At 49.5% G+C, this 22852-nt stretch carries 14 protein-coding genes; all 14 read left to right on the top strand.

What is annotated here, in order from left to right; all coding sequences use genetic code 11:
* The first annotated feature begins 1 nt into the window (after position 1).
* The 14 genes from AC3E9V_RS25845 to AC3E9V_RS25780 are packed head-to-tail and all read left to right on the top strand — an operon-like array spanning position 2 to position 22850.
* Positions 2-163: a DUF5908 family protein gene (locus AC3E9V_RS25845; RefSeq protein WP_488751069.1), complete on the top strand. Its 162-nt coding sequence runs from the start codon at positions 2-4 to the stop codon at positions 161-163.
* Positions 163-897, top strand: coding sequence for a CIS tube protein (locus tag AC3E9V_RS25840; RefSeq protein ID WP_488751068.1), 735 nt, complete (start codon positions 163-165; stop codon positions 895-897). The genes AC3E9V_RS25845 and AC3E9V_RS25840 overlap by 1 nt, the downstream gene beginning before the upstream one ends.
* Positions 894-2675 carry a type VI secretion system tip protein VgrG gene (gene vgrG / locus AC3E9V_RS25835; RefSeq protein WP_488751067.1) on the top strand — a complete coding sequence of 594 codons (1782 nt, stop codon included), beginning with the start codon at positions 894-896 and terminating at the stop codon, positions 2673-2675. The genes AC3E9V_RS25840 and vgrG overlap by 4 nt, the downstream gene beginning before the upstream one ends.
* Positions 2676-2681: 6 nt before the next feature.
* On the top strand, positions 2682-2975 hold the full coding sequence (locus AC3E9V_RS25830) for a PAAR domain-containing protein (RefSeq protein WP_488751066.1): 294 nt from the start codon (positions 2682-2684) through the stop codon (positions 2973-2975).
* Positions 2976-2990: 15 nt separating this feature from the next.
* Positions 2991-3428: a GPW/gp25 family protein gene (locus tag AC3E9V_RS25825; protein WP_488751065.1), complete on the top strand. Its 438-nt coding sequence runs from the start codon at positions 2991-2993 to the stop codon at positions 3426-3428.
* On the top strand, positions 3425-6952 hold the full coding sequence (locus tag AC3E9V_RS25820; protein WP_488751064.1) for a YegP family protein: 3528 nt from the start codon (positions 3425-3427) through the stop codon (positions 6950-6952). Before AC3E9V_RS25825 ends, AC3E9V_RS25820 begins: the two co-directional genes overlap by 4 nt.
* A gap of 19 nt (positions 6953-6971) precedes the next feature.
* Positions 6972-9809 (top strand): tail fiber domain-containing protein, encoded by a 2838-nt coding sequence (locus AC3E9V_RS25815; protein WP_488751063.1) that lies wholly within the window; start codon positions 6972-6974, stop codon positions 9807-9809.
* Between the two features lie 7 nt (positions 9810-9816).
* Complete coding sequence (locus tag AC3E9V_RS25810; protein WP_488751062.1) at positions 9817-9993, top strand: hypothetical protein; 177 nt, start codon at positions 9817-9819, stop codon at positions 9991-9993.
* A 1-nt stretch (position 9994) separates the two neighbouring features.
* Positions 9995-12490 (top strand): hypothetical protein, encoded by a 2496-nt coding sequence (locus tag AC3E9V_RS25805; RefSeq protein WP_488751061.1) that lies wholly within the window; start codon positions 9995-9997, stop codon positions 12488-12490.
* Positions 12480-15104, top strand: a complete 2625-nt coding sequence (locus tag AC3E9V_RS25800) for a contractile injection system tape measure protein (RefSeq protein ID WP_488751060.1) — start codon at positions 12480-12482, stop codon at positions 15102-15104. Before AC3E9V_RS25805 ends, AC3E9V_RS25800 begins: the two co-directional genes overlap by 11 nt.
* Entirely contained in the window at positions 15098-16450 is a 1353-nt protein-coding gene (locus AC3E9V_RS25795) for an ATP-binding protein (RefSeq protein WP_488751059.1), read from the top strand. Before AC3E9V_RS25800 ends, AC3E9V_RS25795 begins: the two co-directional genes overlap by 7 nt.
* Positions 16450-20382, top strand: coding sequence for a phage tail protein (locus AC3E9V_RS25790; protein WP_488751058.1), 3933 nt, complete (start codon positions 16450-16452; stop codon positions 20380-20382). Before AC3E9V_RS25795 ends, AC3E9V_RS25790 begins: the two co-directional genes overlap by 1 nt.
* 17 nt (positions 20383-20399) lie before the next feature.
* A complete protein-coding gene (locus AC3E9V_RS25785; protein WP_488751057.1) occupies positions 20400-21836 on the top strand; it encodes an eCIS core domain-containing protein in 1437 nt (478 codons plus the stop codon).
* 48 nt (positions 21837-21884) lie between these two features.
* Positions 21885-22850: an endonuclease/exonuclease/phosphatase family protein gene (locus AC3E9V_RS25780; protein ID WP_488751056.1), complete on the top strand. Its 966-nt coding sequence runs from the start codon at positions 21885-21887 to the stop codon at positions 22848-22850.
* Positions 22851-22852: the final 2 nt, after the last annotated feature.

The following is a 22852-nucleotide window of genomic DNA, read 5'->3' as shown; positions in this document are numbered from 1 at the left end:
GATGCCCATTGAAATCAAAGAGTTGATCATCAGAACGACGGTAACTAACCAGGAAAGCCCTCATAATGGTATCCCTCCTGACCCTAAGGAATGGTCCGGGGAAATAGTGGCCGAATGTGTTGACCAGGTCATGCAACTATTGAAAGATAAAGAAAAACGGTAATGTTGGGATTTAGCGAAGGTAAACTTGAGAAGCTGACTATTTATTCGTACTCGGATCAGAAGTATGAAAAAAAGGAAGGCTCATATGAAGCACTGATCAATCCTGCAGAGTATTCTGAAAAATACAGTGTGAAATATGGAGACACTACTCCTTCCGGCACGAAGATCGGTGAAAAAAAATTCTACCGGGTGGACCCGCAAAAGATGGACCTGCAGTTCGTCTTTGATTCCACCGGTGTAGTCTCCAACAACATCAGCTTCGGTACTAACATCCTTTCACAAAAAAAAGAAGACCCCGTTCCAAAACAGATCGAAGAATTTTTGAAGACCGTCTATCTCTATGACGGCACCATTCACCAACCCCGCTTTGTAAGTATCATTTGGGGTGAAGAAAAAAAGGGAATTGGGATCTTTAAAGGAAGGCTCGAGTCGGTGGAGATCAAGTACACCCTGTTCAAACCGGACGGTACCCCGATCCGGGCGGTAGCCAATGCCACCTTTGCCGCATCCCTCGACAAGGAAACGGAAGCTAAAGAGAAAAACGATAATTCACCTGATCTCAGTCACATCCGGATAGTGGGTGAGGGCGATACCCTCCCTTTGATGGCCTACCGGATATACGGAGATCCTGCTTACTATCTGGAAGTAGCCCGGGTCAATAACCTGCGCAACTTCAGGAACCTGAAAGTCGGAATGAAAATTTATTTTCCACCGGTAACAAAGAAAAGCGCATGAGTACCGACCTGCTCAAGACATCCGGATTAGTTACGCATACTATTTTGATAGATGGCTCAGAGCCTGCTCAGTCAATTAGGATACTTTCTATCCTTGTGAACAAAGAAGTAAACAAAATCCCGTTTGCACGCATTGTGCTGGATGACGGAGACGTGACCAAAGGTGAATTTGAGGTGAGCAGCTCCGATGACTTTGTTCCTGGCAAGGAGCTAACCATTCAGGCCGGCTATGATTCGGAAAATGAAGACATTTTTAAAGGGATTATTATCAAACACGCCCTCAAGATCCGTAACAACGGCCATTCGGTGCTGATCCTGGAATGCCGGGACCCTGCCATCAAAATGACCATCGACCGGAAAAGTGATTACTTCTACGAGTCGAAAGACAGCGACATCATCGAAGAGATCGCCGGTACCTATGGGCTGACTACCGATGTGGAAGCAACGGACGTGGAGCACAAGGAAATGGTCCAGTTTCAATGTACGGACTGGGATTTTATCATGAACCGCGCCGAAGTAAATGGAAAGATCCTGATAGCCAGTGACGGAGAACTGAAAGTACTGAAACCGGATCTTTCAGGCAGTCCGGTGACAACCATCACCTATGGCCAGAGCCTCATCGAATTTGAAGCCGAAATAGATGCAAGCCTGCAGTTGGCGGGAACAAAGGGCATCTCCTGGGATCCGGCAGGTCAGGCCCTATTGGAAGAAGAAGGTGAAGACCCGGGAATCTCCGGTCTGGGAAATCTTTCGCCTTCCACCCTTGCTGAAGTCACTGCGCCTGAATCCCTGGAGCTGCGGCACGGCGGTAAGATCCCCGATACTGAACTCAAAGCCTGGGCGGATGCCCGGTATCTCCGGTCTGGTCTGAGTCAGGCCAGAGGCCGCATCAAAACACACGGTTTGTCAGGTATCAAACAGGGTGATATCATCACGCTGGAAGGATTGGGAGATCGCTTCAACGGAGATGCTTTTGTCTCCTCTGTGCGCCATGAGCTTTCGGGAGGCAACTGGACGATGGACCTGGAGTTGGGGGTCTCCCCGGAGTGGTTTACGGAAATGTACGGGGTGTCCTCACCGCCGGCAGCAGGCATCATCCCTGGTATCACGGGCCTGCAAATCGGCATTGTAAAGCAGGTTGGAGAAGACCCGGATGGCGAACACCGCATCCTTGTAGCCTGCCCGGCCATCTCCGCTGAAAAAGAGGGCATCTGGGCACGGATCGCACTGGCAGATGCCGGGTCAGAGCGGGGTATTTTCTTCCTGCCGGAAATAGACGATGAGGTAGTGGTCGGTTTTCTGAACGAGGACCCACGCCATGCAGTCATCCTTGGGATGCTTCACAGCAGCGCCAAAGCAGCTCCCCTGGAAGCAACCGACGATAACATCGAAAAAGGGATCATCACAAAAAGCGGGATCAAAGTCCTTTTCAACGATGAGGACCCCAGCCTGCTCATCGAGACTCCGGGTGGAAACAAGCTGACGATAAGTGACAAAGATGAAGGTATTGAACTCGCTGATCAGAATGATAACAAGATCCTGATGAATGCAGATGGTATTACTTTGGAATCAGCCGCAGACCTCATTTTCAAAGCCTCCGGAGATATAAAAACCGAAGGGACCAATGTGGAAACAACCGCTTCCGGCGATGCAAAGTTGGAAGGAACGAATATCGAATTTGCCGCTTCGGCGGAATTTAAAGCGGATGGTGGGGCCGGGGCCGAACTGACCACCGGTGCCATCGCTGTAGTGAAAGGGTCAATGGTACAGATAAATTGATGGTTTATGGGAATGGCAGCAGCCAGAGCAGGCGACATGCACGTATGCCCGATGATCACTCCACCGGCTACCCCACACGTAGGTGGGCCGGTCTTGCCTCCGGGCGAACCCACGGTGATGATCGGGGGGATGCCAGCGGCAAGGGCAGGTGACATGGCCACCTGTACCGGTCCGCCGGATACGATCGCCAATGGCTCCGCCACGGTGATGATCGGGGGGATGCCCGCAGCCAGAATGGGAGACCCTACGGCGCACGGTGGCAGCATTGTCGCCGGCTGTCCGACTGTTTTAATCGGTTAATTAAAATTGATCAGAATGGAAGAAGAAAAACTACCCGAAAAATTTGCAACTTCCTTTTTAGGGAAAGGCTGGAGCTTTCCGCCTGCTTTCTCTCCTGGCACGGGGTTGGTGGAAATGAGCAAGGAGGAGCAAGACATCCAGGAGAGTCTGACCATCCTGCTTGGTACACGCCCCGGGGAACGCATCATGCAGCCGAATTTCGGATGCGATCTGACCGACCTCTTTTTTGAGCCGATTTCTACCCGATTGATCACCTATATCAAAGACCGGATCAAAACAGCGATTCTCTACTTTGAACCACGAATCACTGTATTTGATATTCAAATCACAGCAGATGACACATTAGAAGGTAAGGTGAATATCCTGGTCGAGTATACCATCCGGACCACCAATACCCGGAGCAACTTTGTTTACCCGTTTTATACCACTGAAGCAACAGGCAAAATGGCATGAACGACGAGCAACCGAAAAACCCCTTGCAACGAGACGGAAGCACCCGATCCAAACGGATGCCGGATCAACTGCGGCCGGAGACACCCTATGTAGATGACCGTAAGGAAGCCGACCTGAAAGCCTTTGCTGCCGGGTTTTCCAAACTGATCCACTTTTACCCGAAAGACAGACCCTCCTCAGACTGGAGTCGTTTCTTCGATACCGATGGGGTGAGTGAATCCGATCCGCATTATGCCCTTTTTCTCACGTTCCTGAAACTCTTTGGCCATGCTCAGCGCCACATTAATTCTTTAACCAAAAAGCACCTTGATTTCTATTACAAGGAAGTGCTCCGGCTCTATGAGATGCCCGCTAAGGAGGACCGGGTCCATGTCCTCTTTGAACTCGCGAAAAATGTAAACAAATACCCGCTCGAAGCATCGAAAACCTTCTTTAAAGCAGGAAAAGATGGCCTCGAAAAAGAGCTCATCTACCAACTCGAAAAGGACATTGTAGTCAATCGGGGCCGGATCGGACGTATTTGTTCGGTGTATGTGGACCAGGCACATAACCGCAAAGTCTTCGATGCACCCGTGGCCAACTCCGCTGACGGCTTTGGAGCAAAGCTGGAAGGAAGCGAACCCAAGTGGTCCGGTTTCGGAAGCAGCCAATATGAAAATAATCCTTCTCTGGAAGAAGGAAAACCTGCAAAATTGCTCCCCAAAGAACAGCGTACCATGCAGGAATCCGCACTGGGGTTTGCCTTTAGCTCCCCGCTCCTGTTTCTTCGCGAAGGTGTACGCACCATCACGCTGACACTGGAAACGGAGGGAAAAGACGGCCGGGACACCGGTACTCTTTTTAAGGAGGTAGAACTGCTTCAACTCTTCAAGATTCAATTGAGCGGAGCGGAGGCCTGGATCTCTCTTGATCCCTCGGAAGTTCGGATAATCAGCGGCAAATACCTTCAAATCAAAGTTTTGGCTGATGCAATGGTGCCACCCATTGCAGCCTATAATAAAGCGCTTTTACTGGAGGAATTTAATACCCAGTATCCGGTCATGAAAGTACTCGTGCATCCCGGATTTTATGGTCAGCTATTCCAGCTTAACCTCATCAATGCCGTCCTCAAAGTAAATGTGGAGGGAATTTACAACAATCTGCTCCACACCAGCCGTTCAGCTCTGGATCCCGGGAAGGCATTCCTCCCTTTCGGCCCAATGCCGGAAAAGGGGAACGAACTATTTATCGGAAACCAGGAGATCTTTCAGAAACGGCTGGATTCACTCAGCATCGGGATCGATTGGGCTGATGTACCCGATTTTGAAAAGCACTATGCTGTTTACGAAAAGATCACACCAAATGAAGACAACCTGACGGCCGATATTTCCATCCTCAACCGGAAAAGATGGATGGATCAGGGCACAGTAAAGCTGTTTAAGAGTTCAAAACTTGGTGAATCCAGGAAGGTAGAAACAAAGCCGGAAGGAAATCGCTTCGAGCTGTTTACCGGAAAGGGAGAACATCCTTATTTCTTCCGGCTGGTGGATGCCTCAGACCGGATTATGCTGAGAAGCGAAGGTTACAAGCAGGAAAAAGGCCGGCTTCATGGTGTGGGGTCGGTCCGGGAAAATGCATTGTATGACAGTCAGTTTGAACGCAAAGTCGCGTCGGATGGCACCCATTTTTTCACCATTTTCGCCACCAACCGGGAGATCGTTGGGGTGAGTCAGTTCTTCAAGACCCCTGGAGAAATGGAAGCGGTCATCAAAATCATTAAGGAGATCGCACCGGATGCCCCCATTGAAAACATCGAAAGCGGAGAGTCCGTCGGCGATCAGGGAATCATTCGCTTCAGTCTTGGGGCCATCCGTGAATTTGACCGGGACCCGGATTTCCCCTGGTCAGAGACTTATACCCAGGGTGTGCCCAGGGGATTTTTGAAATTGCGCCTCAACTATCCTTTCGGTCATAGTGAATTCCCTACCCTCAATTCGAGAATCGCCATTGAAAATGCCCTCGCTGATTCGGATAATCAACAGGATCCCCCCAACGAACCCTACACGCCCACCATCAACAGCCTTTTTCTGAATTACAGTTCGTCGGAAACACTGGACCTGCACCTGGTGGAAGATCAGGATTCCATTCGTCAGGACTATGAAAAGCGGATTGAGCGATTCTTTCACTTAGGAGCTTTTGGGCTGGCTGAGAAGCATCCTTATACCTCTACGGACCTGAAGAATTTCACTTTACTCCCACAGTACGAAGACCAGGGCTACCTGTACATTGGCCTGGAAGGCCTGGAATTGCCTGCTTCTTTGAGTATACTCTTCCAGGTAGCGGAGGGCACGGCCGATCCGGACCTGGAGACCAGCGGGAAAGGCATACAGTGGAATTACCTGTCCGAAAATCATTGGATCCCGTTTCACGAACTGCAGATCCTGGCTGATGAAACCAACAACTTCCAGACCTCTGGCATCATTAAATTTGACATCCCGAAAGAGGCAACAAAAGACAACACCCTGATGCCCGCGGGGATGTTCTGGCTACGCGGGAGCATTGCCGAACCACCTGAAAGCCTGTGCCAACTTATCAATCTGCATACCCAGGCCGCAGTGGCGGTTTTCAGGGATAATGGCAATGATCCTGATCACCTGAAGGCACCCTTAAAGGAGGGTAAAATCGCCAAAATGAGAGAGAAGCTGGCCGCCATAAAAACAGTCAGTCAGCCTTATGCCTCTTTTGAAGGCGCCCCAAAAGAACAGGACCACACTTTTTATGCACGGGTGAGTGAACGTCTGAGGCATAAAAACCGGGTGGTCACTGTCTGGGATTATGAACGCCTGGTTCTCGATAAGTTTCCCTCCATCTACAAGGTTCGCTGCCTGAACCATACCAGCAAGGGTTCGGAGTTGGACCCCGGCAAGGTTACCCTGATCGTCATTCCCAACCTGAGAAATAAAAATGCGGTGAACCCCTTACAGCCGAAGACCAGCAGGAATCAGTTAATAAGCATCCAGGATTATTTAAAAAAATACTGTTCCCCATTTGTACAACTACAAGTTCAGAACCCGATCTACGAAGAGATCCTGGCTGATTTTTCCGTCGGGTTTAAGCCCGAATATGACCGTGGATTTTATGGACAGGAACTCAATAAAGAAATCAAAAGATTTCTTTCTCCATGGGCTTATGATGAAGGAGAGGATATTCTGCTGACCGGTAAAGTCTACAAATCGGTCCTCCTCAAATTCATTGAAAGTAGGGAATATGTGGATTATGTGAACCAGTTCAGGCTTTACCACATCAAGAAAGGGATCAAGCATATCGGGGCCGGTATCGGATTGATGGCCATCAGTGAAGACCTGGAATTTATTGTCAGTATGGAGGAAACAGAGGAGGTGGTGGAGCCTACCTCCTCCAGGGCCGTACTGGTTTCCGCTGAAAATCACCACATATCGGTAGTGCGCCCCGGAGAGAGCTCCTGCAGAGGTGGCGAACTGGGTATCGGATACATGATGATCGATGTGAATTTTGAAGTCAACTAATTAAAAACACCATAAACTCATGAAAGAGCAAGACCGCAGCAGCCTGAAAAAATACTTCGAGACCGGTGACCGGCCTACCGAAGATCACTTTGTGCAACTGATCGACTCCTTTGTGAATAAAAAGGAAGACCAGGTGACCGTCGGTGAAGCGAACAATATCGGGATCGGAACCACAACACCCAAGAATAAGCTCGATGTAGCCGGAGCCGGTGCCATCGGATCCGCCTATGCCGGCTCGAAGGTCGCTCCGGCCGATAGTCTTATTGTAGAGGGCAGGCTGGGTATAGGCCTGATCTCACCAACGAATAAACTTGATGTACATGGCGCTGCAACTATCGGCAAAGGGTATACGGACAAAAAAGCTCCTGATGATGGCCTGATCGTGCAGGGGCCGGTGGGTCTTGGGCTGGCCACCCCGGAAGCCCCCCTTGATGTAAACGGTGACGTGAAAGCACGCGGAAATCTGAATGTGGACTCAAACCTGACCGTGGGCGGCAACCTAACCGTACAGGGAGAAATGGTGGTGAAACAGGTGGAGTATCACGAAGGAAACGTCCAGTTGGGCGACCAGCCGGAAGATACGATTTCCATTTTCGGTACCCTGCAGGGAAAGAATCCATCCACTGCATTAGTCGTAAACTCACCCATCCAGGCAAACGAAGGGGTCACCACTAACAAAGACCTCAATGTAAAAGGTAAACTGAAAGTAGATGGAAATACCGAGCTGGGATTGGCCGGCGCTTCGGAAACACCACGTGTCGATCTGAATGCCGTGATCCATTCCGGTCTGAATGCTGTCACCCTTCGTTCAAAAGGAAAAGATTCAAACTCCTTCGGCCTCAAAGTGCAAAACAGTGAGGGTGCCGACCAACTGGCTGTAAGAAGTGACGGCAAGGTAGGTATCGGTACCACCACTCCGGCATATACGCTGGATGTAAACGGCAGTCTGAACGCTACCGAATTGCATGGTAATGGGTCAAAACTCACAAATATTAATGCCTCGGCCATTAATACCGGTCAACTTGATACCGATCAAATAAAAGCCGATCAGATTACTGCGAGATCGGAACGTGGTCTGAAGCTCACAAATACTCGTGAAAATGGATTGTTGATCCACGAAACAGGCAGGATCGGAATTGGAACGGAAGACCCTGCAGCAAAACTCCATATATATGATCTCTCTGTGAAAGCCACTGATAAAGTGAATGATATAGCAAGCTATCATCTATTCATTCAGGGAAGCTCTGAGGACAAAAAGGGTTTCGGTATTGCAATGGGTAGTGCCGGGTACGTGGGTTCTTCCATCCTTCACATAGAAAGGGGAACCGCTTCCATGGGTGATCTGGCTCTTTACACGAAACAGAATGAGGAAGGTGATGGCCTTCTGGAAGTGATGAGGCTTAACTATCGAGGGAATGTCGGGATCGGACTTATCGCACCGGAAGAAAAGCTGGAGGTAGACGGAAATATTAAGGCCAAAAATTTTATGGGAAATGGTGCCAGTCTGGATGAATTGGATGGCTCCAAAATCACCTCGGGAACGATCGATCCTAAAAGACTTCCTGATACCTTTTCTGTAAAAACGATTCAGGCGCCGGATAGAAATGGTCTCAAATTAAGCGACCAAAACGAGAAAGGGATCTTTATCAAAGACGGCGGAAACGTTGGCATTGGAGTCACGAATCCAAATGAACTACTCGAAGTCTCCGGTAAAGTACTGGCCAAATCATTTGAAGGTGCAGGGAGCGACCTCAAAAAACTGAATGCGTCGGAATTGCAGTCCGGTACCGTACCGGCAGACCGGTTGCCGGATATAGAGGCCACCAAAATAACCGGTGTGCTACCGCCAAAACTTTTACCGGATTCGATCCAGGCTCAGCAACTGATAGCCAAAGACAGCAATGGGCTGAAAGTATCCGGAGAGGTTGGTGAAGGCATTTTTCTGGATAGTCGTGGGTTGGTCGGCATCCATACGGAAAGTCCCGAAACGCCCCTCCATGTAAAGGGAGAAGTGAAAGCAACAAAATTTTTGCTGGAAGATGGGACAGAGTTAAGGGCCGGAGGTGGAGAAAACGTTTGGGTAAAGGATTCGAATAAGGATATTTCGTATGCTGATGGAAAAGTTAAAATAAATAGTGACTCAAACCTTTACAGACTTGAAGTTGGAGATACAAAGAACGGTATCAGAACACTCCTTTACCCGACTGATGGGAATAATTATGGATATTTTGGGGTAGTTTCAGGTCCGGCAAATTCGAACCGGGCCATTTATGTAAATGCCAATTCTGCAACCACCAATTATGGCGTTCTTGCATCATCAAACAGCACTGAATACAACTATGCCGTTTATGGACAATCGAATGGAGGAAAAGAAAATTATGGGCTCTATGGATACGCATCCGGAAACGAAACCAATTTTGGCGTATATGGAAGGGCTCTGGGTGGCGTAAACAATTACGCCATCTTTGCTGATGGAGATATCTCCTATACTGGCGCCCTAAAAAGCGCCTCCGATAAGCGCCTGAAAAAAGAGATCAAAGCCCTGCAGCCTTCGCTGGAAAAAGTCCTGCAACTACAAGGGAAATCTTATCTGTATAAGGACGGTACCAAACCAAACCGGGAAATCGGGCTGATCGCCCAGGATGTGGAAAAACTTTTCCCCGAGTTGGTTGACACCATTGTAAGCCCGCCGGTAATCGACCCGGAAAACCCGGATAAGGCACTAAAAAAATCGACTGAATACAAGTCCGTCAAGTATATCTCCCTAATCCCGCTTCTGATTGAAAGCATTAAGGAACAAAATCAATTGATCGGAGAACTCTCAAACCGACTTAAAAAACTTGAATCAACCAAATAACAATGCCATGAAAGAAGTAAACCTAAAACTCACCCTTGAAGAAACGAATGTCATCCTGAGCGCCCTGGGGAACCTCCCCTATATCCAGGTACAGAGCCTCATCCCAAAAATCCAGGCACAAGCAGAACAACAACTGAACGGATCGCACCTGGAAACATCTGCTAAAGCTATAACCAAAAAATAGCATGGCCGGTGAATCCATCACCATATCGAAGCAAAAACCAACCCATGCCAGCATGGATTATGCCCGGCTTCATGAAGAAGCCCTGGAGCATATCCGTCAGCTGGCCGGGGATACCTGGACCGATCACAACCTCCATGACCCGGGGATCACCATCCTGGAGGTCCTTTGCTATGCCATCACAGAACTGGGCTATCGCACTAGCTTCAATATTCGCGATATCCTGGCCAGCAGCTCAGAAGACGTGGCCTCCAATTTCTTCACCCCAGCGCAGGTCCTGCCCTCCAACCCGCTGACTGCCGATGACTTTCGGAAACTGGTGATCGACTGTGAAGGTATCCGTAATGCCTGGTTGGAAAAACCCATTAAGCTGGAACAGGACATCTATTTCCATCCGGATCATGGGCTCAATTACGATCAGGGCGAACGGGTAAGGCCGACCGGATTGTACGATGTGCAACTGGAATTTGAGGAAGGTGCAGTGGAAACCGAAACGGATTACTACTGCCAAGACCGGGAGGAAGACTTCAACAGCAACATCATCCGGTGGAGACTTTGCGTTGATGAAAAGGAATATGAACTGCTCGCGGAGTTTCCTTATTGGGATCAATTACCCCCTTTCTGGAACCAAAAGATCTCCCTTGATTCCATTGATGTAATTGATCATACCGTGTATGACCCCGGCGAACGCTATCACTATTTTTTCAGGCTGCGGATCAAAACAACTACCCGGGAAACAACCCTCGACCTAAGAATTAAACTGCTGAATGGTAGCCATTACACTGGAGATCAGTTAGACACATTGAAACCTTTGGTAGAGAAAGAGGTCAGCTCGATCGAATCCGGGTCACTTTTGAATTACTTCAATGAAAAAATTGTCGTCACACAAAAAAGGGTCTCCGGGGCCAGAAGCAGGCTCAATCAATACCGCAACCTTGGAGAAGATTTTCTCAAATTCAAGGCCGTTCGGGTACAGGAGATCGGAATTAAGGCTTCTGTAAACCTGACCCCGGAAGCCAGCCCTAAAGAAGTCTTTAATGCGATCTATGAGGATATTCACAACTTCCTTAACCCATCCATCCGGTTTTACTCGTTGCAGGAACTCCTGGATGACGGCAGGCACACCACCGAGATCTTTGACGGACCCATGTTGGAGAATGGCTTCATTTTGGAGGAGGAGATGTCCGCGCTGAAGCGAAGAAATGTCATCTATGTATCCAGCATCATTGAGATCCTGATGAAAATCGAAGGGGTCAGCTCCGTAAAGCACTGTGAAATCTCCAATTCCATTTATGGGCAGATCATCAATGAAGGGATCACCACCTGCCTGAAACTCACTGCTCCCGAAACCTACCAGCCGAAATTAAGCACCGAAAATTCTGAGATCCGATTATTCCTGGACGAAGTGCCGGTTCAAACTGATATCGAGCTGGAAGATTTCAGCCCTGCCAAGATCGCCGTGCCAAAAGCCACGAAAAATGATCTGGAAATACCTGGAGGTGACGAATTTGACATTACCTCTTACGACTCCATACAAAACCATTTCCCGCTCATCTATGGTATCGGGGAGCAGGGACTTCCAGACCCAACCTCAGAAAGCCAACTCCTGCATTCCCGGCAGTTGAAAGGCTATCTGCTGGTCTTTGAGCAACTGCTGGCCAATTATTTTTCACAACTCGGACACCTTACTGACCTGTTCTCTATCAACGAGTCTGTCGATAAGACCTATTTTAGCCAACCTCTCCGGATGGTGCCCAAAGTGACCGACCTGCTGAAGGAACAATATGAAGAAAGCCTGCAGGAAAACCTGGAAAGACCTGAGCTGTTTCTCAAACGCAGAAATGACCTGCTGGAACATCTCATCGCTCGACATGGCGAAAGCTTTGTGGATTATGCGGCCTATAGTGAACCTGGCAGTGACCAAGAAGAGCAACTGGAAAACCTCCGTGAACTTGTAAAACACCGCATTGCTTTTCTGACGACCTACCCGGATGCCAGCAAGCGCCGATCGCAGGGGGTCAATTACCTAAACCATGCGGATCCTGACAGATCCCTGATGTCTGGCTTTGAAAAACGACTCGCTCACTTATGCGGGTTCGACGAAACCAGTCCGCTGGTCATCGAACACATCCTGTTACGCCCCCGGACCCGGCAGGATAAGCTCCTCGAAATCGTAAAAAACGGGGATAAGATCCTGCTTCATGATCCCTACTCATTCCAGGTAAGCATTTTTATCCCGAACCTGGAGCGATTCCGGGAAGAGCCCGAAGACGCCCAGCTGAACAAGCTGGGCCGGTATGTAGAAAAGATGGTCCGTCAGGAAACACCGGCACACCTCCTGGCTTCCATCACCTGGTTGAAGCCGGAAATCCTGGAAGATCTGAAAAATGTTTATCGCGAATGGCTCCAGGCAGCAGCCACTTCCGATGACCCGGCAGAGATCTCCGCAAAACTGAATTCCCTGATCGAAGAACTCTATTCCCATGCCGATGAGCAATGACCGCTATATCATTAAATCCCAGCGTTGGGAACTCGAAGTTCCGGATGAACACCTTGCGTTAAACATTCGGCAAAATTTCGGAGAGCTGGTCACCCGGAAAATAACCCCAATGCTCGAAGCTATCTGCCGGGAAAGTGTACCTCGAGACCAGGTAATCCGGATCGACCGGTTGGAGTTGGACATCGGGAACATCGCATACGCCAAAATGGAGGATGAACTGGCGAAAATCGTAAAAGATGTCTTCAGGAAAGCGTTGACTCACGAAATTTCCAAAGCAGCGAAAGGTGACGAGAACCCCTATGACCGGGATTCCCCAGATGGTTCTGACCTGGAACTCATCCGGTTTTACCTCTATTACGGATCGCTCCCCTGGTGGGCGAGCCTCCCAGAGAGCTCCCCGGACAAAGCAGTGGACAGGTTATTCCATTCCGGGTCCTTCAAAAAACTCATTCCGGTCATCCAAAAAGGGATCAGTGTCCCTTCATTCCGGAAACGGATCAGTCACCTTTTCACCGATACGCATCACGCCATGGTCCTCGGTGTCCTGCAAAAAGACATCCATGAAGGAATCCGGAAAGAAGTAAATGACTTCTCCCAACTCAATAAAATGCAATGGGCCGAACTCTACCGGATCCTCCATATTCTGAAAGACTCGCCGGAGGAAGACATGAGGTCCTCTATGGAGCAGTTGCGGACCACCCTTGAGTCCAAATCACACGGGGATCTTACAGAGCAGCTCTTCAGAAACCTCAGTGCCCTCCTGGAACCCGGATCAACACTTCCCGAACCGGAGTTCAACATCCGGGAAGCCCTGGAAACCCTGGAGAAAAAGTACCTGGGATTTAGTATTTACCTGCGGCGCAAACTCCAAAATCCGGGGTCTAGGCGGCAGGTTACCACCTATTTTGATGAATCGGCCATACTTATCGTGATCCGGATCATTCTGGAGAAAGCTCAGCAGACCATCGACAAGCTCAGGAAGCAAATCTTTAACAAATGGCAGGAGCCTGATCCGGTACTTCTGGCGTTATGGCTGGAAATGGCCGCGTCCCAAAAAGCCCAGGCATCCGACTTCAAAGCCATTGACGGATGGTTCCGTACCAAGATCGGCAAACAATCCCAAAATACAGCGTTCACAGACCCGTTCACGATTTTTAGAAACTACCTGGAGTATGGATGGTTGCCCTCCCCACTCCATGGCCCTGTTGAAAATATTTTCTCTGCAATTTTCACCGAATTAGTGGATCACCGCCCCGCGGAGTTGCAGGACTACCTGCTTTCCTCCATACAGAACCTGTCCTTTCGGGAAAACCTCATCCGCCTGGTTTCCCGGAAACAGGGGAATGAATTGCTTCAACTGCTCCTTGGAAGTCCGGGCACAGCAAAGCTTTCAAAAACCTTTCAGGTCATTCAAAAAACCCTCCAATCTACTTCAAAGGGGAACCCGGCAATTGAATCCATCCAATTCGACCTGCTACATTATATTTCGATATTTAAGAAAAAAGCCGGGCTCATGGATTGGCTGGCCCGATACACATTCACCCTGTCTTCTGGTTTCCGTGAACCGGAAAAGTACCTGGAAGATCTTGCGGAAAAACTGGTAAAGGCCAAGCTGATCACCAAAAAAGAGGGGGACCGGCTAACCCATTTAGTTCCCAAAAAATTGGCAGATACCCAAAGTCTTCGGGAGGAACTAACCGGTCCGGAAACAACCGCAACAACTTCTCCATCACCAAAAACCATACTCTGGTGGGTCCGGGAACACGCTTATAAATCAAAAACCCAACGGAAGGAAGGGCTTCTTATGCTTCTCCGGGAAGCCGCGTACAGAGCCCGCCTCGACCTGAAAACAACGGTAAAAAACACCCGGAAAGTCCTTGAAGAGTTGCAACGCACCATCCGGCAATTTCCTCCGGCGATTGAAAAATTATTGCGGGAAGTAAAGGAGCAACAGGAGACTCCCCAACCTCCTCCGATCACCCCGGACCAACTGAGTGAGCTGCGCTTGTTACTCGATTCCGAAGATTTTACAGAGGTTCCAACACCAGGTGAACTCAAAACCAGACCGAAAGAATTATCCAAAAAAGAACCCCGGGACGAGCCCGTGGAAGAACTCCCGGACTTCTACATCCGGAACGCGGGCCTGGTCATCCTCTGGCCTTTCCTGGCAAAACTTTTTGAAAGCCTCCAACTCACGGTCAACAACGAGTTCAGGGACTTCCATTCAATTGAGCGGGCTACGCATCTCTTGCAATACCTGGGCTCCGGTGACCCAAATCTGCCTGAATATCATTTTCTGCTCAGCAAAGTGCTTTGCGGGCTTTCTCCAGAAGAATTTGTAGACCCGGAGATCACACTCACTGATGAAGAACGGAAAGCTTGTGAGGAGTTGCTGACTGCAACAATTGCTCATTGGCCACCGCTAAAAAGCACTTCCAACGAAGGATTCCGGGAAGCTTTTTTACAACGTGAAGGCAAACTCATCCGAAAAGATAAAGACTGGTTGCTTCAGGTGGAGCAAAAAGCCTATGATGTGCTTTTCGAAAAACTCCCCTGGGGGATCAGTACGATCAAATTACCCTGGAACGATTACTTAATTCATACGGAATGGTAAACGATCAATTGCACCATAATGCCACCGAACTGGAGCTCGAACTCGACTGGTTTGTCCGCATCCTGCAGGCCCGGCTCGACCAGTATTTTGAGAAAGAGACAGCTATAGCAGATGTTTTTGACATAGAGCCACCTGACCTGTCTTCCGGCCAGTCACTGTATGCGAGTTTCTTACGACACTACCGCCTGGGGCTGTGGGAACGGCTGGCCATATTACTGGCCCTCATTCCGCACATCCGTCCGCAACTGCTGGATGTATTTTTCCTGAGCAACAAGAACTACGACCGGGGATTTACCGAATTCGGCGGGATCACCGGAAGCAGCCATGGCGGCTTCCTGCCTACAGGTGAAACGCTTCGTTTCCTGCTTTCAGGAGGTAAACTGGAAGATGGTTTTACGGCCTACACCATGTTTGACCGGGATCATGTGTTTGCCAAACACGATATTCTGAAACTGGATGTTCCCCGGGAAAATGAACCCCGGATGTGTGGCCAGCTTGTTCTCTCGCAGGAAATCATCGACTACTTTACCACCGGAGAGATCCGGAAGCCTACCCTCAGCTTCGACTTCCCTGCCCAGCACATTTCCACTGAGCTGGATTGGGAGGACCTGGTGCTGGAAGAGTCTACACTCAGCCAGGTGAAGGAGATCCAAATGTGGATCGATCATGGACAGACACTTCTTCAGGAGTGGCAACTGGCCAAAAAACTACGGCCCGGGTACCGCTGCCTGTTTTATGGTCCGCCGGGCACCGGCAAGTCCATGACGGCCTGTCTTTTGGGAAAATACACCAACCGGGATGTGTACAAGATCGACCTGTCATCGGTAGTTTCCAAGTACATCGGTGAAACCGAGAAAAACCTCTCGCGGATCTTTGATCAGGCGGAGTACAAAAACTGGATCCTTTTTTTCGATGAAGCCGATGCCCTGTTTGGGAAAAGGACAAGCGTCAGTGATTCAAGAGACCGGTTTGCCAACCAGGAGGTCTCCTACCTCCTCCAGCGGATTGAAGTTTTTGATGGGGTGATCATCCTGGCCTCCAACATGAAAAATAACCTGGATGATGCGTTTGTACGCAGGTTTGAATCCATCATCAATTTCCCGATGCCGGGTGAATCACAGCGCTTCAAACTCTGGCAAAAAGGCTTCTCACCAAAATGCAAACTGGAGGAAAGCATCAACCTGCGGGACCTGGCCCGCACCTATGAACTCTCCGGGGGAGCTACTATGAACATTGTGCGCTACAGCTCCCTGATGGCGCTCAACCGGGGAAGCAATATCATTCTCCTCCATGACCTAGAGGAAGGGATCAAAAAGGAATTTCAAAAAGAAGGCCGGATCAAGTAATGGTGACCACTGCAACCAAATCGGAAAAGAAATCAACCGCCATCGCACCCCCGAAACAGGTAAAGCGAAGCCAGCCACCAGCTAAAACACCCGACACACCGGAAGTAGCAGGAGAAGCTGAGAAAGAAACGCTGCCCGGTGACCAGGAGATTTCCGTAGGTGCCAGAGGTACCCCATCAGCACCGCCGGTCGTTTCATCCAAGCCTGCCGAACCAGTGAAACCAGTTGCCAAGTCCAGTAAAAATGCTGAAACCAAAGCACCGGAACCGGAGCCTTTGGTGGAAGAGGGAGAAGAGCAGAAGGAACTGGGTCCGGAAGAAAAAAAAGACCAGGCTACAAGTGCGGCACCGCCACCCGAGGAAGGCTCGTCTGAAGAAGGAAAAAAGGCCGAACTCGGGCCACTGGCTAAAAAGAAATTTCCGGATGTAAAAAAAGACCTGGAAAAGACCAGTAAAAATGTCTGTGGAAATGCCGCGGAAAAGACCCAACAACTCGCCGTAAACGAAAAAGACCATGATACCGCGGGCGAAAAAGTTATTCAAACAGAAGAAGCGGTAGAACCACCCGCCAATGAAGGCCAATCCGAGAGCAATTCGGCTCAAATTGATACGCTGGAAGGAAAACAAGAACCTAAACCATCCGAAGATAGCGCACGCAACAGCCTGAATGAAGCCATCGACCGGTCAGTGCCCAAAACGTTGGAGGATCTGGATAACTTCAAGAAAAAAGGGATGGCTAAAGGCATCGGCGATCAGGTGACCGGCGTGGTGACACAGGATGTAAAAGCAGTGGATGCCACGTACAGTGAGATCGAAAGCACACCAGAACCAAAACCTTCTAAGAAAACACCAAAGCCCATTCCGGCGGTAAAAGGTGCCCCGGAAACGCCAAAGCTGGACCTTGGGAAAGAAGCTGTGCCCGGTCTTGAATCCGCCCACACGGATTTTAAAGTCTTTGAAGAAGAATCGGACCACCAGTTGAAGCAGGAAGGGATCTCCGATGAGGAACTGAGCATGGTGGATAGTGGTGACTTGCTGGAGGCCCGGAAGGAGCGAAAAGGCATCAAAAATAGTGTGAATGCCGAGCCTAAAGCAGCCAGGCAGTATGCCCAGAGTGAAAAAAGGTCAGTGGACGTCAGCATGCAGCAGGAAGAGCAGGGAGTGCGCAAGCAGATGACTGACAAACGCAAAAAGCAGCTCAACGACGTAAAGGCCACCCAGCAGGGCACCAAAACCGGGATGGAGAAGAAGCGGGAAGGGGTGGTCAAACACATCAACACGATCTATGAAAATGCCCGGAAAAAGATCAAAACCAAACTGGATAGCCTGGAAAAGGACTCCATGCGGAAATTTGACAAAGCCCAGGAGAAATTTTCCGAACAGTTTGAAGATGAAGTGAATGCCGACATCAACGCGTTCAAGGAAAAACGCTATTCCGGGGCATTTGGGTGGGCTGCAGCGGCTAAAGACTGGCTGATGGGTATTGATGATTTTCCTGAAGTTGAAAAAGCCTTCTCTGATGCAAAGGAACGCTACGTAAATCGGATCGACGGACTCATTGTCACCATCACCAAAGAAAACGAAGCAGTCATCAGGGAATGCAAAACCGAGCTTTCAAATGCCCGGAAGGAGATCAAAAAATATGTTTCCACACTCGGCCCCGACCTGAAAAAGGCCGGTGAGAAAGCGATGCAGGACACGCAGAAAAAGCTGGATGAACTGGATGAGTTCATTGATCAAAAAGAACAGGAGCTACAGAAAAAGCTATGCGATAAAAAAGAAGCGGCCATCAAAAAGATCGATCAGAAGATCGAGAAAATGAAGGAGTCCCTGTCGGGTGCGCTCTCCAAACTGGCGAACCTGCTGCTCAATGCCATGCTGAAGTTCTTCAAGTGGGTGCTCGGAAAGTTTGGGATGGATGAGGGAGCCCTCATGAACGTGATCAACAAAGGGGCACGGATCATCAAAAAAATTGTCCTTCATCCGATTGATTTTATCATGAACCTGGTGCGGGGAGTCGGACAGGGAATTACGAATTTCGGCCTCAACATCAAAAAACACCTGATCTCCGGGGTGGTGGAGTGGCTTACGGGCCCACTCGGCAGCATCGGACTGCAGCTCCCGGAAAAATGGGATCTGAAAGGGATCATGCACCTGGTGCTGCAAATTCTGGGGTTGACCTGGAGCAACATCCGGGCTCGCCTGGTGAAACAATTAGGAGAAGAAACCGTGAGCCGGGTGGAAAAAACAGTGGATATCGTGAAGCGGGTCATCACCGAAGGCCCCATTGCCCTGTGGGAAATGCTCAAGGAAAAAGCCGCCGAGATCAAACAGACGGTCATGGAAGGCATTCGTAACTGGGTGATCACCAACATCGTGAAGCAGGGGATCATCATGCTGGCCAGTTTTCTGAGTCCGGCCGGAGCCATCATTCAGGCCATCAAAACCATCTACAATGTGGTCATGTGGTTGATCGACAATTTTGAGCGGATCGTCACTTTCGTGAAAACGGTCTTTGGGGCCATCGCAGATATTGCTTTCGGCAGATTGGGCAAAGTAGCGGCCGCCGTGGAGCGCGGCCTGGCGATGATCATTCCGATCATCCTCGACTTCATGGCCAAACTCCTCAACCTCGGCGGGATCACCAAAGCCGTTAAAAAGGTGATTGCCAAAGTGCGTAAGCCGATCAACAAGGTCATCGACAAGGTGATCCGGTTTGTGGTAAAAAAAGCCAAAAAACTTTTTAAAGCAGCTAAGAAATTTGTCAAAGCGGGTGTGAAAAAAGGCAAGAAGGTGGCTGGAAAAATTGTGAAGTGGTGGCGCAACCGTAAAAAGTTCAAAGCTGAAGATGGAGAAACCCACCAGGTCTATTTCAAAGGCTCCCAGTCCAAACCTCATCTGATGATCGCCAGCACGGAGCAGAACTACGAAACCTTTATCCGCAATGTGGATGTGAAAGGAGATGGTAAAAAGGCTACAGCCAAAAAACAGGCTCTTGCCATCGCCCGGGAGATCGATGAGGTTTCATCCAACAACAAACTCAAGGATGAACAAAAAGAATCCAAGCTGAATGATCTGTTTGCCCAGCTTGTGGTCCCAACAGGAAAACTCTTTGGCGGGAGTATGACCACCGGGGAGGTAAAGTATGGCGGCTTGCGTAATGGGTTCGGCACTTCCATGAGTGTCATACCACTCGCGAAAGCAGGCCCTTCAGGGTCCTCCCCCACACAAGCACAGCATGGCGAGTATGATAAGCTGAACAAACGAAGGACTAGCTCCGGGGCAAGCTACTACATCCGCGGGCACCTGCTCAATGAAAACCTTCACGGCCCGGGCGAATGGAAAAACATGACGCCCCTGTCGAGAACCGGTAACTCCCAACACGAAAGCCAGGTCGAATCTAAAGTGAAATCAGCGGTAGGAAGTGGTCTAAATGTGTCCTATAAAGTGATACCCGATTACGGCAGCCAGCCCGGTAAAAGCGGTTTGCTAAAAGCGGTGGATAACTCCACAGAAGACAATAAGAACGAAAAACAGGCCAAGCGGGAAATCATTGAGGCTGAAGATAATGTGCCATTGGGCCTGAAGTGCTGGGCAGTTTCCATCAACCAAAGCAAAAAGGAAGAGCCCAAACTCGGGCTTAAAGTGGATAAATGGGTGCAGAACCCGATCGAGCGGAATTACAAAGATTATCACCTCTCAGGTGTGCCAAAACCCCCTCCGGTCAACCTGAATGAAGACAATTCAGTCGAAAAACTTAAAGAACTGCCTGGAATCGGTGATTCCCGGGCAAACAGCATTCGTACAAGTGTGCGGAAACGAAAGCAGGAAAATAAAACATATGTGACCTATACCAACCTGGCAACGGATTCAGAAATACCGATTTCTGTCTTTCAGAAACTAAGAGAAAAAGAATTGATTATCTTAAAGTAGCGTAAAACTGAAGCAATATGTATAAAGTGGCTGAAACGAAAACCAAAACCAGCTCTGTTCGTCCGGTAGCCATTTACCGGCATGGGATCCAACGCAAGATCAAAGTTGGAAAAGCCAATGATAGCTACGAACAGGAAGCAAACCGGGTGGCTGACCGGGTAGTATCTATGCCGGCCGCTGCTGTACAGCGAAAATGTGCCGCCTGCGATGCGGAAGAAAAAGTACAGCAAAAGCCAATCGCTGCGGGCATCACTCCCCTGGTACAGCGGCAAGAGGGTGAAGAGGAGGAAGTCCAAGCCAGTCGTCTCCAACGTCAGGAGGAGGAAAAAGAAGAGGTGCAGCCGATGCGGCTTCAGCGTCAGGAAGAGGAGGAAGAAGAAGTTCAACCCAAATTACAACGCCAGGTCGAAGAAGAGGAGGTACAGCCAAAACTGCAGCGTCAGCCGGAAGAAGAGGAGGAAGTACAGACCAAACGTTTTTCCGGCGCTCCATCAGTCAGCAGATCTGTGGAAAGTACCCTGAAAGGGAGCAAATCGGGCGGGCAGGCTATGGACCCGAACACCCGGAACTTTATGGAAAGCCGGTTCGGGACAGACTTTTCGGGCGTTAAGATCCACACGGATGGGCAGGCCGTGCAGATGAATAAACAGCTCAATGCCCAGGCCTTTACTCATGGCAATCATGTTTACTTCAATGCCGGAAAATACAGCCCGGAGAGCAGCTCGGGCAAGCATCTATTAGCCCACGAACTGACCCATACGGTGCAGCAGGGACCAACAAATATGGTGCAAATGGAAAGATATCGGTATTCCAGAAAATGCGGGGTCATCGACTGGGGTCACGCCAACCCTTCACTAGCCTCAGACTATATAGATGCAATCTCTGTTGCATCAAACTATCTGAAACTGACCGGACATAGATACATAGATATCCCTTTGCGAACCATGGAGTCAGCGGCACTTGGTATTCCAGTCTCATCTGTAAAATTTACCATACGAATCTTAAAACCACTCAGGCGGGATGAAATAGAAGGGATAGCGCTTGCCATTTACGAACTTACTTCTTTGCAATTTGAAAAAGTCCAGGAGTGGACAGATTTCATTAGCGGATCGGCCTGGTCAGAAGAAGACCTGACTTCCAACCTCATCGGTTTTTACCGCGCAGCAAAGGGGTATTCAAAAAGTGATATTGTTACCATTTGCAATGCACTTTCCGAACATGATTCGGAAGAAAAGATGGATGACTATGACTTTGGAAAAAGTCGCGACTTTACCACATCAAACTGGCCTAGCGAACTTAACTCCATCTATTTATATAAGCCGGATGGTGTAATATGGGACCTTGTGTCCATGACCTACCAGGGTGGTGGGATGCCCGTCACTATCAAGTTTAAACGGGATTTTGGAATGTGCATGATCCCTGATAAAGAGCACTACAGCGGTAAAGGCTGGTAGCATCAATATTAACTAATACTAAACCATCGCTCACCTAAAACCACTCCCATGCAAACCTATCACATCGCCTGGTGGAACCTCGAAAACCTCTTTGAGGTAGAAAACTCACTCAACCGCACCGAATGGCTGCACAGTTATCTTTGCGGCGAATTGGAAGGCTGGACCCAGGCCGTACTTGACACGAAGCTGGACCAGCTCGCCCGGGTCATCCTGAGGATGAATGAAGGCTCCGGACCGGAAATCCTGGGTGTATGCGAAGTGGAAAATAAAAATGTGCTACGCCAGCTTATTGGCAAACTCGCCCCGCTCAACCGCACCTATGATATTGCCCTGGATGAAAATGAGGATAAACGGGGCATTGATGTAGCGTTCCTGTATGACACGGCAAAATTCACGAAACACGAACAGTTCTCCTACCGGGTGACCAAACGGACACCCACCCGTGATATCTTCCAGGTGAATTTCAAAACCAAACAGGGACGTGACCTGATCCTGGTGGCCAACCACTGGCCTGCCCGCATGCCCTCCCAACTGGAGACTGAGCCTTACCGCATCATCGCCGCGGAAACGCTCAGCTACTGGATCACCCGCATCCACGAGATCAAGGGGGAAGAGGTACCCATCCTCATCATGGGTGATTTCAATGACGATCCTTTCAACCTGGCATTTACGGATTACCTGCTGAGCTCGCATAACCGTGAAAAGATCATGAACGCCCGCTCGCTGCCCTGGGTATTCAACCTGATGGGCCTGGAATTTGGCAAAGGCATCGGGAGTGTCTATTACAGCGGGCCATACATGTTTGACCAGATGCTGGCCAATAAAGCCCTGATCAAAAAGACCGCCGACATCCAGGTGCTCCCCGAAACCACGCAGGTCAATAATTTTGACATCATGGCCGAAGGCAGCTACCAGTCGCCACGAAGGTTCGGCCGGCCTTCATCCTCCAGCACCTACGATCCGCGAGGCTTTAGCGATCATTTTCCAATCTCTGTAATGATCAAGGAAAAATGACA

It is taken from the genome of Marinoscillum sp. HNIBRBA16962 (assembly GCF_057801515.1).
Note: the sequence above shows the minus strand (reverse complement) of the source record. Positions and strands in the feature narration are given on the sequence as shown.